Here is a 12,711-nt window from a genome sequence, read left to right on the forward strand (position 1 = left end):
ATCGGGCGACGAGTGGAGCGGGTGCGTCAGCCCCGCAGCTCCGCCGCGACCAGCTCGGCGAGCTGCACGGCGTTGAGCGCCGCGCCCTTGCGGAGGTTGTCGTTGGACAGGAAGAGGGCGAGGCCGTGCTCGACGGTCTCGTCGGCACGGATCCGGCCCACGTAGGAGGGGTCGCTGCCGGCGGCCTGCTGCGGGGTGGGGATCTCCGACAGCTCCACGCCGGGCGCCGCGGCCAGCAGCTCGTAGGCGCGCTCGACGCTGATCGGGCGCGCGAAGCGGGCGTTGACCTGGATCGAGTGCCCGGAGAAGACCGGCACGCGCACACAGGTGCCGGACACCTTCAGCTCCGGGATCTCCAGGATCTTGCGGGACTCGTTGCGGAGCTTCTGCTCCTCGTCGGTCTCGAAGCGGCCGTCGTCGACGATCTTCCCGGCCAGCGGGACGACGTTGAAGGCGATGGGCCGCCGGTAGACCGCGGGCTCGGGGAACTCCACGGCCGCGCCGTCGAAGGTCAGCCCGGTCGCCTGGTCGGCAACCTTGCGGATCTGCCCGTCGAGCTCCGCCACACCGGCCAGGCCCGAGCCGGAGACCGCCTGATAGGTGGTGGCGACCAGCGCGGTCAGCCCCGCCTCCTCGTGCAGCGGCCGCAGCACCGGCATCGCGGCCATCGTGGTGCAGTTCGGGTTGGCGATGATGCCCTTGGGGCGGTCGGCGATCGCGTGCGGATTGACCTCGGACACCACGAGCGGGACCTCGGGGTCCATGCGCCAGGCGGAGGAGTTGTCGATCACGACCGCGCCCGCGGCGGCGACCTTGGGGGCGAGCGCCTTGGAGGTGGCGCCGCCCGCGGAGAACAGGACGATGTCGAGACCCGCGTAGTCGGCGGTCGCCGCGTCCTCGATGGTGATCTCGCCGTCCTTCCACGGCAGCGTCCGCCCCGCGGAACGGGCCGACGCGAACAGCCGCAGCCGCTCCACCGGGAAGTCACGCTCGGCCAGCACCTTGAGCATGACGCCGCCGACCTGGCCGGTGGCTCCGACGATTCCGATCCTCATCCGGTCTCTCCGATCAGTGCGTACGTACGGTCCCGAGTATCCCCCGCCGCGGCGAGTGCCCGAAGGGCCGTCTCGACTGCCGGCCGCCCGGCGGGCAGCAGGGGCAGCCGGACCGCGGGGGTGGGAATGCGGCCCTGGGCGTGGAGTACCGCCTTGGTCACCGTGGGGTTCGGCTCGGCGAAGCAGGCGGCGGCGAGCCGCGCGAGCGCATGCCCGCGCTCGGCGTCGTGGGAACGGGCCAGCTCCACCCACTGCGCGGTCGCCAGGTGCGCGGACGCCAGGACGGCACCGGCCGCGCCCAGGGCCAGCAGGGCGGGGGCGAAGACGTCGTCCCCCGCGTAGAGCGGCACCTCCCGCACCAGGAGGACGGTGTCCTGATCGATGCCGCCGACGGCGTGCTTGAAGCCCTGGACCCCGTCGATGGCGGCGATACGGCGCACGGTGTCGGCGCTCAGGGTGCGTCCGGTGCGGTACGGGATGTTGTAGACGAGCAGCGGCACGGCGGAGGCCTGCGCCAGCGCCTCGAAATGCGCGACCACGCCGTCCTCGGAGGGCCGCACGAACGCCGGCACGGTCACGAGGGCGGCATCCGCCTCCAGCCCGCGCAGTTCCTCTGCCGCCCGCCGCGTGTCGGACCCCCCGGCCCCGACCGTGAACCGCGCCCCCCGCCCACGGCACACCCGCCCGACGACCTCGCGGACGAGTGCCTTCTCCCCCTCGTCGAGCGCGGCCGGCTCCCCGGTCGTCCCGAGCGCCACCAGCCCTTCGGCCCCACCGTCCAGCACGTCGTGCGCCAGCCGCTCCAGGGCACCGGCGTCCACGCCGCCGTCGGCGGCGAAGGGTGTGATCAGCGGTACGTGAATCCCCATGGAACGAGCGTGGACCGCCGGACCGTCAAGGTCCAGTTAAATGTCCTTCAGTCCATGGGTAAGCAGCGCTGCACGATCGGCTCCGACGTCGGAGCTGCCTCACAGACGCGTACGGAACCATCTCCGGCGGCGCCCCGGATAACGCAGCGCGTGCCAGCCGATCAGCGCGGCTCCCACCGCGGCCTCGTCGGGCACGGCGTCCAGCCCCATCGGCCCCTGGGCCCGCTCCAGCGCCCGGCGGACCATGCCGACGGACTGCCCGAGACGGGCGTTGCCCGGCTCTGTGCCGAGGCGGACCGCCGCCCTGACCACATCGGCGAACACCGACTGCACGTGCTCGAAGTCCACGTAGGTCTGCAAGTCGGTGTCCATCCCCGCGGTCATCGCCGAACAACCGCGCCGGACAAGCGTTTCCTCCCACATCTCCTTCATGAGTTCGCGCTCGTCGCGGGTGTACTGCATCCGCTCGAGGTGTGTGGCGAGGTCGTGGAGAGGGTCGCCGTACGTGGCGAGTTCCCAGTCGAGGACGAAGAGGCCGCCGTCCTCCAGCAGCACGATGTTGTCCCGGTGGAGATCGGTGTGCAGCAAGGCATACGGCCTGCGCTGCAACTCCTTGGTGCGGAAGGCGCCCCCCGCACGGAATCGGGCCAACGCGTCAGCCGGCACATCGAGCGCATCGAAGAGAGCCCCGAACTCCCCCCGGTGCGGCTGGTACACCTCCCGGTCGGCATGGGCCACAAGACGGTCGAGGAAACCGTCGCTGTCCTTGTGGTCCCTCGGCCACTCCGGCGGCAGTGGCGGCAGTTGGTCCGAGCCGACGGCCGCTGTGCGGGCGAAAACCTCAGCAAGCCTGCGGAGCATGCCCTCCCCGAGCGGCCCACCCGGCTCCGAGACCTGCGACAGTGCCGTTCCCGGCTCGTACCTGTGCAGCGACGCCCGCCCGAAAGAGGCCATGCACCGAGGGGTGACGAAAGCAGGCTCCGTCGCCAGCTGCGCGAGTGCGCCGAGCACCGATGGCTCGTCCTGCCACGTGCGCATCACCACCATGGGCGTCTCAAGGGGGGTTCTCAGCTTGATGTGCGCTGAAGGATCGGGCCGCACGGATATGAGCCATGCCAGCCGCCGATCCAACGGCAGCACGTGATTGGCATTGTGATGCCCCGCCAAGTGGAGTGAGTCCGGGTGACGCCTCTTCCGTGCGTAATGCCATGTGACGAAGGACCCCCGCACTCGCGTGATCACGGCGATACGTACATCCGGCTGCTTACGCGGCATCATCACAGGCCATCCATAGCCACAGACGTTTCAGATAACGTGCACCAAACGCTTGATCGCGCACCAATAGGGCATCACCCCGCGAGACGGACGAATCGGAGCCTAGCAGTTCACCTCAAGACACTCTTTAAGTTCCCTGTCACCCACCGACTCACCCCTCACTCAATGCGGGTGCATGGCATGGGGAGCCCGAAGGTCGCCGATCGCATCATCTATTTCCGAGCGAAGATCAGGAGCAGATCCCGCCGCAGCTCCTTGATCACCACCAGTTGCCGGGCGCGGCATAACTCGCGCTCCAACTCGACGAGCAGTGTGCGAGCGGACTGTCAAAGCCGAACTGGACGAACCTCAGTGAGGGTCACACCGATCGGGCGATCTTCGTCCAGAGGGACTCGAACCACTCTCGGCACTCGTCACGTTGCTCGTCCCCCTGGCGGTACAGCTTCGCACCGAGGCCGAATACATCCCAGATCTTTACGATGTCACCATCTGCGAGGCGAACTTCATTGTCCTTGATGGCGTAGTACCCGATCAGGCCTTGAGTCTCGTTGATCAAGTACACCTTGAACACGGGGGTGATCGCGACCCGCCTGACTTCGAAGACCACCTCTGCCACCAGATCGCGCGCCGCCAGATCGGCCAGAAGGTTGCCGAGCGACCGGGTGTGCAGATCAATCAGGTCGGCCAGGCGCTCCAGTGGCCGCAGGTCTTCCAAATCGTCCACATTGCGAGGAATGGCCAAGGTGGCATCCACGCTCGGTTGCAGCAGACGCAAACGGATGGACGAGGGCGTGAGCTCTCCTCGGTGGATACGCCTGACCTGAGGAACGATGGCCGCATTCAGAGTCTCGGCGGTAAGACAGTACGCATCGATCGTGATGTGCTCCGCCTCGAAGGCTTCAGTGATCGCATCATCCAACTCGACACCAGCCGAATCCACCCCTTGCACCGCGCCGTTGGCACGTGCCGGCATCGGGTTCCGCAGGTTTCGAGCGAAGACTCCTTTGCCCTGGATTGACTCCACGTAGCCCTCGTCCTGAAGCTCCTTGAGCGCCCTGAGGACCGTGGCACGGGCGACATCGAACTGTTCTACGAGCTCCGCCTGCGTGGGGAGTTGGGCACCGACTGCGATCTCGCCGGCCTCAATCTGGTGACGCAGCGAATCTGCCACGCGCTCCCACTCGCGCCTGGCCCCGCCGGTTCCTCGCTCGCCGTTCACACACCAAAGGTACGGGGACCACACCGGGCAGGAAGGGGATTCGCCTACCCCAGCAACAGCGGCGCCGGAGCAGCGTCACCCTCTACGGCGACCGGTTCGCTGCCGCCGCGCAGCGCGGCGTCCCGCCGCTTCTCCCACCTGCTCTCGATCCACGTGCCCAACCGGCCCCACGCGTGACGGAATGCCCCGTGCCCGTGATCCGCATGGGGCCGGCCCACCCCTTTGCGCACCATGGCCTGGTGCTGAGCGGCAGCGGTGCGACCGAAGTCCTGGCGCCACGACATGAGCACAGCCTCGACCTCGCCCACCGACGGCGTCGCACGTCCCGTTCCGGGGCCGATGCCCTCAACGGCTTTCAAAGCGCCGGCAACCACGTTCGCGGCGTCCGACGCGGTGCGGCCGGCCTCTGGGCAGTCGTCGTGCAGCAGGGCGAGTTGGAGGCCCGCCCGCATGACATCGGTGTGAACCGACTGCACGCGTTTGAACGCCATGTAGTGGGCAAGATCGTCCTCCGCTCCACGGGTCGCGTCCTTCCGCACAGCCTCAACAGCGTTCCTCCAGCGCGCGACTACCTCCGCTTCCTGCTCTTCCGGGTAGCCCATCAAATGCAGGTGCGTGGCCAGCTCGTAAAGGGGATCGCCGATGCGGGCGAGTTCCCAGTCGATGGTCCAGAGGTTTTTGGCGTCGTCGACAATGAAGTTCTCACGGTGCAGATCGCCATGAACCAACGTGAAGGGCCGGTCCGTGAGCATGGAGGCTCGTTTTTTAAGACCACCGAGCAACTTCCTCGACACACCGAGGCGATCGAACAGCACGCGGAGGGACGCGATCTCGCTCTTGTAGGCCGAGGTGTCCGCGAACCGCAAAAGTCCGCGATAAAACGATGCGGAATCATCCCATCGACTTCGCCGATGCGACCCGCCGCAGGCTCGTGCAATGGAAATCTCACGGGCGTCGATGCGGATCAGTGCGCCGAAGGTCTCCACGATCTGGTCGACATAGAGCACATCGACCGGCCCACTGTCGCCGGCGACCGCCCCCAGGGTGCGACCCTCGATGAAGCTGTGAACAGGGACAGCCGGATCAGGGTCAATCACGCGGGGAATGCGGGAAACGCGACCGGACAGAAAAGTCAGCAGTTCTTCTTCGGAAAGAAAGCAACGCTGGTCGTACCGCAGGACCCCGAGGTGCGGCGAGCGCAGCTTGACCCAGGAGCCCCCGGTCCCGGATCCGGAATCGCGCGACGTGCGCACGGCATATGACTCGTGATGATGACCCCCAAGGGGCCCCACGATGCTTTCCCCCCACTGCGCGGCTTTGTGATGGACAGTCGTAGACACCGGTTTCCTCAACCTAGGGGCGAATGGACCGATGCTAGTACCGCACAGCACACCGCGAAGCCCTTTGGCAAGATCGCACGCCGCCAACCGGCGGACAAAACGACTCGCCCCGGGGTTCCATCGGCAGCTTGCCGATCCCATATTTATACATTCCGCACGTGAAGACCTACGGAGTACTGCATACTTATGCCGACACCCGGTCCGGCAAAGAATTGACCCGGTTTGACCCATGAGGGCGAATCAGTCGCATCCGTCCGAGGTCACACCGCCGGAAGCACTGCTCCAGCCCTCCCCACCCACCTCAGGGCCCCGGCCGAACCGGAAGCGGAACATTCGCCCCAGACCCGTCACGCCAGCCCACGGGTGAGATCACCGAGGCGGCGAATCGGGCGCAAGTTCGGGTAGGCGTCCTGGAGCCCCGTGTTGCCGTCGGGATTCTGGAAGCCGAGGAACCTGATACCTGCGCTCTCCGCGGCCGCCACATCATCCGGCGAATCACCAATCATCAGAATATTTCTACGATCCACTTGCCCGATTCCCACGAGCGCGCGCTCGATGCAGTCCGGATCGGGTTTCACCCTGAGTGGGAACCCTGGGCGCACGCTCTGCCGACCGTGGATTCGCCCCTGAAATGCATCCACCATCCCGCAGTTTTCGAGGTGCCGCTCGACTGCCGACTCCGAGTTGTTCGTCGTGATCGCCATCGGTATTCGCTCGCGCCAGAGCGCCCGCACCAACTTCTCCGCGCCGTCGGTCTCCCTTGCTCCCTCCACGGCCTGCAGCTCCAACCGAGCGAGTTCTCCCTCCAGCGACCCGACAGCCTTGAGATCCGTCCAGTCGGCCGCGGCGCCCTTGAGAACATCCAACGGGCTGTCGTGCTTCTCGGGCGGCACAGAATCCACGGGCGGGAGCCCGCTTTCCTCAATGAAGTTCCACAGCTCCCCAGCCACAAACCGTGCAGTCGTCGTCGCAAAGAGATGGCAGAGCGGGCCGTCAAAGTCGAAGAGAACACCCACGACCCCTGTCAGAGCATCGTGACGAGCCTGAGTGCTGCTGCTACCCATCAACGGCTCGCCATCAGAAGTCACTCAGCGAGTGTGATTCCGCCCCTCGCTCCGCGCCAGAGTGCGGCCGCACATGAAGCGAGACTCTCACCACACCAGGCTTTCCATGTCGGCCATGTGAGAGATCAGTGTGGCCGCGCCGGCGGAAGCGAGCTCGTCACTCTTTCTCCGGTCGCGTGCGTAGCCGACGAACGGGATCTCGGCACTGCGGGCCGCGTGAACGTCCCGCCATGAGTCCCCGACGAAGAGGCACCGCTCCGAAGAGGTCCCCAGTTCGTCCAGCGCGGACCGCAGCATGTACCCATGGGGCTTCATCAGGAGGGCGTCCCTGGGACGGCCGATGATGGGTCCGTCGAACGCATCCAGCAGCCCGGCGCCCAGGAGGAAGAGCCGCGCGGACTCCTCGGAGTTGTTGGTCACGACGCCAAGTCGGGTTCCCCGCTCGTGCAGGGACTTGACGAGCGTGTCCACACCCGGCGTGATCACGGCCGACCCCGCGGCGACGACCTCCTCCTTGGCCAGAGTGGCGTCCAGCTCGTCACTCAGGCCCGCCGCGTATTCGGTGGGCTTGCCGGCCACCATCACCAGCAGCGCATGCGGATCGTCACACGACTCCACTACGGCCGTCAGGGGGCCGTACTGACGCATCCGCTCCTTCAGGACATCGGCGACCTTGTATGCGGGGTGGCCGGCGAAGAGCCGGCAGAGGGGGCCGTCGAAGTCGAAGAGGACGGAGTCGACGGCAGCCGCCATCACGCGGTCTTCGCGAGCAGTGTCCACAGTGAGTCGAACCACGCCTGACATTCGTCGAATTCTGCCGATCCTTGTCGGTACAGGCTCGCTCCCACACCGAACACATCGAAGATCTCGACCACCGATCTGTCCGGCGGTACCTCCACAGCCTGTTGATGGACCGCGTAGTAGCCGGTCAGGCCCACTTCGCCGTTCAGGAGGTAGAACTTGTTCACGGGCGTGATCGCGACCGTCTTGGTCGTGATCTTCACGGAATCGACCAGTCCGCGTGTTTGCAAGTCCCCGAGCAAATTGTGGAGTTGTCGCGACTGGAGATCTATCAAGTCGGCCAGCCGCTGTCGCGGACGGGGATCCTCCGGGTCGGCCACGTTGCTGGGAACGGCCAGCAGGGCATTGGGGCTGGGCAGCAGCAGCCGGACCCTGATCGAGGTGGGGTGCAGCTCACCACGCAGGACTCGGCCGACCGAGCGGCTGAGAGCCGCGTTCAACGACTCGCTCGTCAGGCAGTAGGCGTCGATCGTGATGTCATCGGCCTCGAATGCCTCCGCGACGGCATCCTCCAGCTCGACACTGGCCGAATCCGGACGATGCGCCGCGCCGTTGGCATGTGCCGGTGTCGGGTTGCGCCAGTTTCGGGCGAAGACTCCCTTGCCCTGCGTTGACTCTACGTAGCCCTCATCCTGGAGCTGCTTCAGAGCCTTCTGGACGGTGGCACGGGAGACATCGAAGCGATCCACCAGCTCAGCCTGGGTGGGGAGTTGCTTCTCGGCCGGGATCTCACCGGCCTCGATCTGGTGACGCAGCGAATCGGCCACGCGCTCCCACTGGCGCCTGGCTCCACCGGTCCTTCGGTCACCGCTCACGCAAGAAGACTACAGCTTCCGGTCAGCCAGGTGGAGTTGAGTGCGTTGAGTTTATTGACCTGTAGCCAACGGGAACAACCAAGACATGAGTGCAGTCAACTGCTCCGACTGCCGGACAAGTTGGGGCAGTTGACACCACGGGGACTACTGCGGCGTCCCGGCCCAATGACGCGCTCGGGGCAGCCGCGGGTGACAGTGCAGCGCCATGTCGCATCGCACGCACACATCAGCACCAGGCTTCCGCTCTCGCCACTTGTCGACCTTCGGGTCAACTCTTCCTCTGCCGTGCTCTACGCGCGGAGAGATCGGTCCCACGCGCCTCGAAGGAGTGAAACCCCATGCCCGCACTCGCTCTGTGCGCCTTCGCGTTCGAGCAGCTCGTCCAGTGGCGGTACGGCGCGGCAGGCGCCTTCGCCGTCGGAATGTTCACGGTGGGCCACAAGGCCCGGAACACGACGTTCACCTGTGTCGGACTCGTGGTGATCGCGCTGCTGCTGACCCGCTAGGGCAGCGGCAGCGGGGCCCGCGCCGTTCGGCGGCCGCCCGGGAAAGGGGTGGGTCATGCTGTGGAGTCACGTGATGGCGGCGATCGCCGAGGAGTACCTCGGCCGGCGGTTCGGCCCGTTGATGGGGCTGGGCGTCGTCCTGGTCGTGGTCGGTTCCAAGGCACGGTCGAGCTACGCGATGTGCGTGGGCGGGGTGCTGGTACTGCTGGTCCTCGTCTCGTACGGCGGCCGCTGACGCGTCAGAAGCCGTCGATCGCCCACGGCTTGCGCGACGTACGGAACAGCGCGTCCACCTGGGCCGCCGCGCCCGGGCGGGATTCGGTGACCTGGCCGACGGTGGCGAGGCGGACCGCGGACTCGTCGCCGAGGTACAGGGCGGCGAGGTCGGCGGCGGTGAGGGTCAGGTCCGGGGCGGCGGAGGGAGCCGCCTCGGCGGTGGCGGTGCCGTCCGGGGAGACGTCGAGGCGGAAGCGGCCGGCGGCGTAGCCGTACGGGTCGAGGACGTCGAGGACGACGGTGCCCGGGGCGGCGTACGTACGGGCGGCCAGCGAGCGGGGCACGTCGACGAAGCGCAGCCACAGGAAGTCGGAGCTGTTGTCGACCCTGGCGGCGCGCCGGTCCGCGAGGAGCAGCGGCATGACGTCGTCGTGGGCGCGGAAGCCCGTGCGCACGGTGGTGACCCAGTCGATGGAGAGCAGGTAGCGCCACAGGGCCCGTTCGGCGGCCGGGGTGGCGGCGATCAAGTTCTTGATCTCCAGGGGGGCTTGCGGGTACATGCCGTGCCATTCGTCGGCGACGGTGTACGCGGCCAGGCCGTCGACACGGCCGGAGGAGTCCCGGTAGAAGGCGAAGATCGGTTCCTTCCAGGGCTCGTCGGCCGACATCCGGACCTTGCCGGTGAACTGCTCCCACCAGCGGTCGTTGCGGTTGATCGAGCCGGGGACCTGCACCCGTACCCGCTCGTGGAGTTCCGGGCCGGACTTGAGGACGTCGGCGGGGTCGACGAGTTCGACGCGGCCGTCCTCGTCGTCGCCGGGCGGGCGCAGGCCGGCGCGGGCGGTGTCGACGTGCCACTCGGTGACGCCGGCCGCGGGGCCGAAGCCGAAGCGGCCGTAGATCGGGTACTCGGCGGCGATGAGGATCGCGAGCGGTTCTCCGCGTTCGGCGGTGGCGGCCAGTTCGTTGGCCATCATGCGCGAGGCGACGCCGCGGCGGCGGTGCGTGGCGGAGACGGTGACGTGGGTGATCGCGCTGGAGGGCAGTACGGCGCCGCCGGGCACGGTGAGGTCGCGCGGCATGCTGCGGAAGGTGGCCACGCACCGGCCGTCGTCGAACGCGCCCTGCGTGCGGGCGAGATCCGTGTACGGCCGCCGGAGCTCGATCTCCTCGTCGCTGACGGTCGCGGGACGGTGGAAACCGAGTCGGGTGGCGCGCAGCCAGCCGGCGAAGTCGGATGCTTCGAGCGTGCGGACCTCAAGGCTCATGTCCCGCACGGTAAGCGCCGGTCAGGCCTGCGCGCATCCCCTTTTCGCGCAGTTTCCCGCAGCCTGGCCCGCGGGCTTTCCCGCGGGCCCACCCCCCGCGCGGGCCGTCACTCCCCCGACAGCAGGTCCTCGACCCGTGCCTCGCCAGCGCGGTAGCGCCGGGCGATCTCGGTGCTGCACCCGTCGACGGTGCGCTGCAGGGACTGCCGGCAGCGCGACACCTGCTGCTCGTGGCGGACCAGCCGCCCCATCGCGTCGTGCAGTTCCTGGTCGGTGCGGGCCTCCAGGTCGGAGAGCTCGACCTCGGCGAGCATCTCCTCGGCGAGCTGCCGGTACCGCTCGCTGCGCGGGGTGCGCAGGGTGACGTGCCGGGCGGAGGTGCGGTGCCGGGACGGGGTGTCGGTGAGGATCTCCGAGAGCCGGTCCAGCACGGGCGCGTCGGGAGCGGTGCGGCAGGCCAGTTCGGCGCGCAGGATGTCGATGCGGCCCTGCAGCAGCCGGCGGAGGTAGGACAGGTCGGCCTCCTCCAGTTGTGCTTCGCGGCGGGCGGTGCGCAGGCCGGCGAGGGTGAGCCCCGCGAAGTCGGGCTGCGGCGCGTCGGAGAACGGGGAGCGCGGGCCCGGTGCCTTGAGCATGCGTTCGCCTTCCGCCGTCCCGGTGGTACGTGTCGTACCGGTGTGCTTCATGTCTGTCCGTCCCCTCGTCCCCCGCGTCGGGCAGATCTCGATCGTGCCACCGAGTACCTGCGTCCCGCAGGCACCTGCACCCGAACGGCCGCGCCGGACAGTTGTACGTGAGCCCAAGCGGGCGTACGGCCCCCGTGCCGCGCGCCCCCTCGCGCCCGGGAGAATGGGGGGCATGCGAGCGGTGGCCCAGCGGGTGAGCGAAGCGAAGGTCGTGGTGGACGGCGAGACGGTCGGCGAGATCGCCGGTCCGGGGCTGTGCGTGCTGGTGGGGGTCACGCACGACGACACCGAGGAGAAGGCGGCACAGCTCGCCCGCAAGCTGTGGAGTCTGCGGATCCTGCCGGAGGAGAAGTCCTGCTCCGACATCGGCGGGCCGCTGCTGGTGATCTCGCAGTTCACTCTCTACGGTGACGCCCGCAAGGGGCGCCGGCCGACGTGGAACGCCGCGGCGCCGGGTCCGGTCGCCGAACCGCTCGTGGACGAGGTCGTCGCGCAGCTGCGCGCACTGGGTGCGGACGTGGCGACGGGCCGCTTCGGAGCGGACATGAAGGTCTCGCTCACGAACGACGGCCCGTTCACGGTCGTGCTCGATCTCTAGGACGGCGGCCCTCAGGGCTCGACGACGGTCTCCTGGTTCGCGGCCGTCCCGTCCGCCAGCAGCGGCACGTCCACGGGGGTGTTGCGCTTGATCACCGCGAGGGCGATCGGGCCCAGCTCCCAGTGCCGGGCCGACGAGGTGACGGTGCCGATCTGGCGGCCGTCCGGTCCGTCGGCGGCGAGGCGCACGGGCGTGCCGTGGCCGGGCAGCTTGACCTCGCTGCCGTCGAGGTGCAGGAAGACCAGCCGGCGCGGCGGCCGGCCCAGGTTGTGCACCCGGGCGACGGTCTCCTGGCCGCGGTAGCAGCCCTTGTCCAGGTGGACGGCGGTGCCGAGCCAGCCCAGCTCGTGCGGGATGGTGCGGTGGTCGGTCTCCAGGCCGAGCCGCGGGCGGTGGGCCTCGATGCGCAGCGCCTCCAGGGCCAGCACGCCGACCGGGGTGCCCGCGGCTTCCCGGGCGAAGGCCTCCAGCTCGGCGCGCGGCACGAGGACGTCGCGGCCGTACGGGACCTCGCGCACCGGCCACCCCTCCGGAACGGCGGCGATGCTGCCCGCGGGAAGGTGCACGACGGCGTGCTCGCCGGTCACGTCGACGACCTCGACCTGGTAGAAGAACTTCATGCTCTCCAGGTAGGCGACGAGGTCGCCCTGCGTACCGGGCTCGACGTGCATCCAGGTGGTGCTGCCGTCGTCGACGAGGTACAGCGCGTGCTCGATGTGGCCGTGCGCGGAGAGGATCAGCGCCTCGGTGGCCTGCCCGGGCGGCAGGTCGCTGACGTGCTGGGTGAGCAGGAGGTGGAGCCAGGCGAGCCGGTCCTGGCCGGTGACGGCGACGACACCGCGGTGGGACAGGTCGACGAAGCCCTTGCCGTCCGCGAGGGCCCGTTGCTCGCGGAAGAGGTCCCCGTAGTGCGCGGCGACTCCCTCGTCAGGGCCTTCTGCGGGGACGGCGCCGGGGAGCGACAGCAGGGGGCTGGTCAGTGTTTGTCGCTGCATGGAA

At 68.4% G+C, this 12,711-nt stretch carries 14 protein-coding genes; 3 read left to right on the forward strand and 11 right to left on the reverse strand.

From position 1 onward, the window contains the following. Window positions 1–26: 26 nt before the first annotated feature. From ACIP64_RS38090 to ACIP64_RS38125, 8 genes are all read right to left on the reverse strand, one after another. Window positions 27–1,055, reverse strand: coding sequence for an aspartate-semialdehyde dehydrogenase (locus ACIP64_RS38090; RefSeq protein WP_401596508.1), 1,029 nt, complete (start codon window positions 1,053–1,055; stop codon window positions 27–29). After that, complete coding sequence (locus ACIP64_RS38095; protein ID WP_401596511.1) at window positions 1,052–1,924, reverse strand: dihydrodipicolinate synthase family protein; 873 nt, start codon at window positions 1,922–1,924, stop codon at window positions 1,052–1,054. Before ACIP64_RS38095 ends, ACIP64_RS38090 begins: the two co-directional genes overlap by 4 nt. A gap of 99 nt (window positions 1,925–2,023) precedes the next feature. Continuing rightward, window positions 2,024–2,962 (reverse strand): phosphotransferase, encoded by a 939-nt coding sequence (locus tag ACIP64_RS38100; protein WP_401596514.1) that lies wholly within the window; start codon window positions 2,960–2,962, stop codon window positions 2,024–2,026. Between the two features lie 595 nt (window positions 2,963–3,557). Next, window positions 3,558–4,418: a winged helix-turn-helix domain-containing protein gene (locus ACIP64_RS38105; RefSeq protein ID WP_401596517.1), complete on the reverse strand. Its 861-nt coding sequence runs from the start codon at window positions 4,416–4,418 to the stop codon at window positions 3,558–3,560. 44 nt (window positions 4,419–4,462) lie between these two features. Beyond that, window positions 4,463–5,989, reverse strand: coding sequence for a phosphotransferase (locus tag ACIP64_RS38110; RefSeq protein ID WP_401596520.1), 1,527 nt, complete (start codon window positions 5,987–5,989; stop codon window positions 4,463–4,465). Between the two features lie 116 nt (window positions 5,990–6,105). Further along, window positions 6,106–6,774, reverse strand: coding sequence for an HAD family hydrolase (locus ACIP64_RS38115; protein WP_401596523.1), 669 nt, complete (start codon window positions 6,772–6,774; stop codon window positions 6,106–6,108). 135 nt (window positions 6,775–6,909) lie between these two features. Beyond that, window positions 6,910–7,575, reverse strand: coding sequence for an HAD family hydrolase (locus ACIP64_RS38120; RefSeq protein ID WP_401596526.1), 666 nt, complete (start codon window positions 7,573–7,575; stop codon window positions 6,910–6,912). Then, a complete protein-coding gene (locus ACIP64_RS38125; protein WP_401596530.1) occupies window positions 7,575–8,390 on the reverse strand; it encodes a GntR family transcriptional regulator in 816 nt (271 codons plus the stop codon). The genes ACIP64_RS38120 and ACIP64_RS38125 overlap by 1 nt, the downstream gene beginning before the upstream one ends. Window positions 8,391–8,776: 386 nt before the next feature. On the opposite strand from ACIP64_RS38125, the gene ACIP64_RS38130 reads away from it, so the two are divergent. Further along, window positions 8,777–8,944: a hypothetical protein gene (locus tag ACIP64_RS38130; RefSeq protein ID WP_401596533.1), complete on the forward strand. Its 168-nt coding sequence runs from the start codon at window positions 8,777–8,779 to the stop codon at window positions 8,942–8,944. 55 nt (window positions 8,945–8,999) lie between these two features. Further along, window positions 9,000–9,179 carry a hypothetical protein gene (locus tag ACIP64_RS38135; RefSeq protein WP_401596535.1) on the forward strand — a complete coding sequence of 60 codons (180 nt, stop codon included), beginning with the start codon at window positions 9,000–9,002 and terminating at the stop codon, window positions 9,177–9,179. Between the two features lie 4 nt (window positions 9,180–9,183). Here ACIP64_RS38135 and ACIP64_RS38140 read toward each other — a convergent pair whose 3' ends face one another. Next, window positions 9,184–10,428 carry a GNAT family N-acetyltransferase gene (locus ACIP64_RS38140; protein WP_401596537.1) on the reverse strand — a complete coding sequence of 415 codons (1,245 nt, stop codon included), beginning with the start codon at window positions 10,426–10,428 and terminating at the stop codon, window positions 9,184–9,186. A gap of 107 nt (window positions 10,429–10,535) precedes the next feature. Further along, window positions 10,536–11,063 (reverse strand): ABC transporter substrate-binding protein, encoded by a 528-nt coding sequence (locus tag ACIP64_RS38145; protein WP_401596539.1) that lies wholly within the window; start codon window positions 11,061–11,063, stop codon window positions 10,536–10,538. Window positions 11,064–11,286: 223 nt separating this feature from the next. On the opposite strand from ACIP64_RS38145, the gene dtd reads away from it, so the two are divergent. Further along, the gene (gene dtd, locus ACIP64_RS38150) at window positions 11,287–11,712 is read left to right on the forward strand and encodes a D-aminoacyl-tRNA deacylase (RefSeq protein WP_401596542.1); all 426 of its coding nucleotides are present in this window, start codon (window positions 11,287–11,289) and stop codon (window positions 11,710–11,712) included. Window positions 11,713–11,723: 11 nt separating this feature from the next. Here the strand turns inward: dtd and ACIP64_RS38155 are convergent, their stop codons facing one another. Beyond that, the gene (locus tag ACIP64_RS38155; protein WP_401596545.1) at window positions 11,724–12,707 is read right to left on the reverse strand and encodes a YgfZ/GcvT domain-containing protein; all 984 of its coding nucleotides are present in this window, start codon (window positions 12,705–12,707) and stop codon (window positions 11,724–11,726) included. Window positions 12,708–12,711 lie beyond the last annotated feature (4 nt).

It is taken from the genome of Streptomyces sp. NPDC088733 (assembly GCF_044751185.1).
Lineage (GTDB): Bacteria > Actinomycetota > Actinomycetes > Streptomycetales > Streptomycetaceae > Actinacidiphila.

Coding starts and splice junctions, on each gene's coding strand:
- dtd (WP_401596542.1), top strand. CDS start 11,287: ATGCGAGCGGTGGCCCAGCGGGTGAGCGAAGCGAAGGTCGTGGTGGAC.
- ACIP64_RS38155 (WP_401596545.1), bottom strand. CDS start 12,707: ATGCAGCGACAAACACTGACCAGCCCCCTGCTGTCGCTCCCCGGCGCC.
- ACIP64_RS38120 (WP_401596526.1), bottom strand. CDS start 7,575: ATGGCGGCTGCCGTCGACTCCGTCCTCTTCGACTTCGACGGCCCCCTC.
- ACIP64_RS38090 (WP_401596508.1), bottom strand. CDS start 1,055: ATGAGGATCGGAATCGTCGGAGCCACCGGCCAGGTCGGCGGCGTCATG.
- ACIP64_RS38135 (WP_401596535.1), top strand. CDS start 9,000: ATGCTGTGGAGTCACGTGATGGCGGCGATCGCCGAGGAGTACCTCGGC.
- ACIP64_RS38095 (WP_401596511.1), bottom strand. CDS start 1,924: ATGGGGATTCACGTACCGCTGATCACACCCTTCGCCGCCGACGGCGGC.
- ACIP64_RS38100 (WP_401596514.1), bottom strand. CDS start 2,962: ATGCGCACGTGGCAGGACGAGCCATCGGTGCTCGGCGCACTCGCGCAG.
- ACIP64_RS38110 (WP_401596520.1), bottom strand. CDS start 5,989: ATGGGTCAAACCGGGTCAATTCTTTGCCGGACCGGGTGTCGGCATAAG.
- ACIP64_RS38140 (WP_401596537.1), bottom strand. CDS start 10,428: ATGAGCCTTGAGGTCCGCACGCTCGAAGCATCCGACTTCGCCGGCTGG.
- ACIP64_RS38130 (WP_401596533.1), top strand. CDS start 8,777: ATGCCCGCACTCGCTCTGTGCGCCTTCGCGTTCGAGCAGCTCGTCCAG.
- ACIP64_RS38145 (WP_401596539.1), bottom strand. CDS start 11,063: ATGCTCAAGGCACCGGGCCCGCGCTCCCCGTTCTCCGACGCGCCGCAG.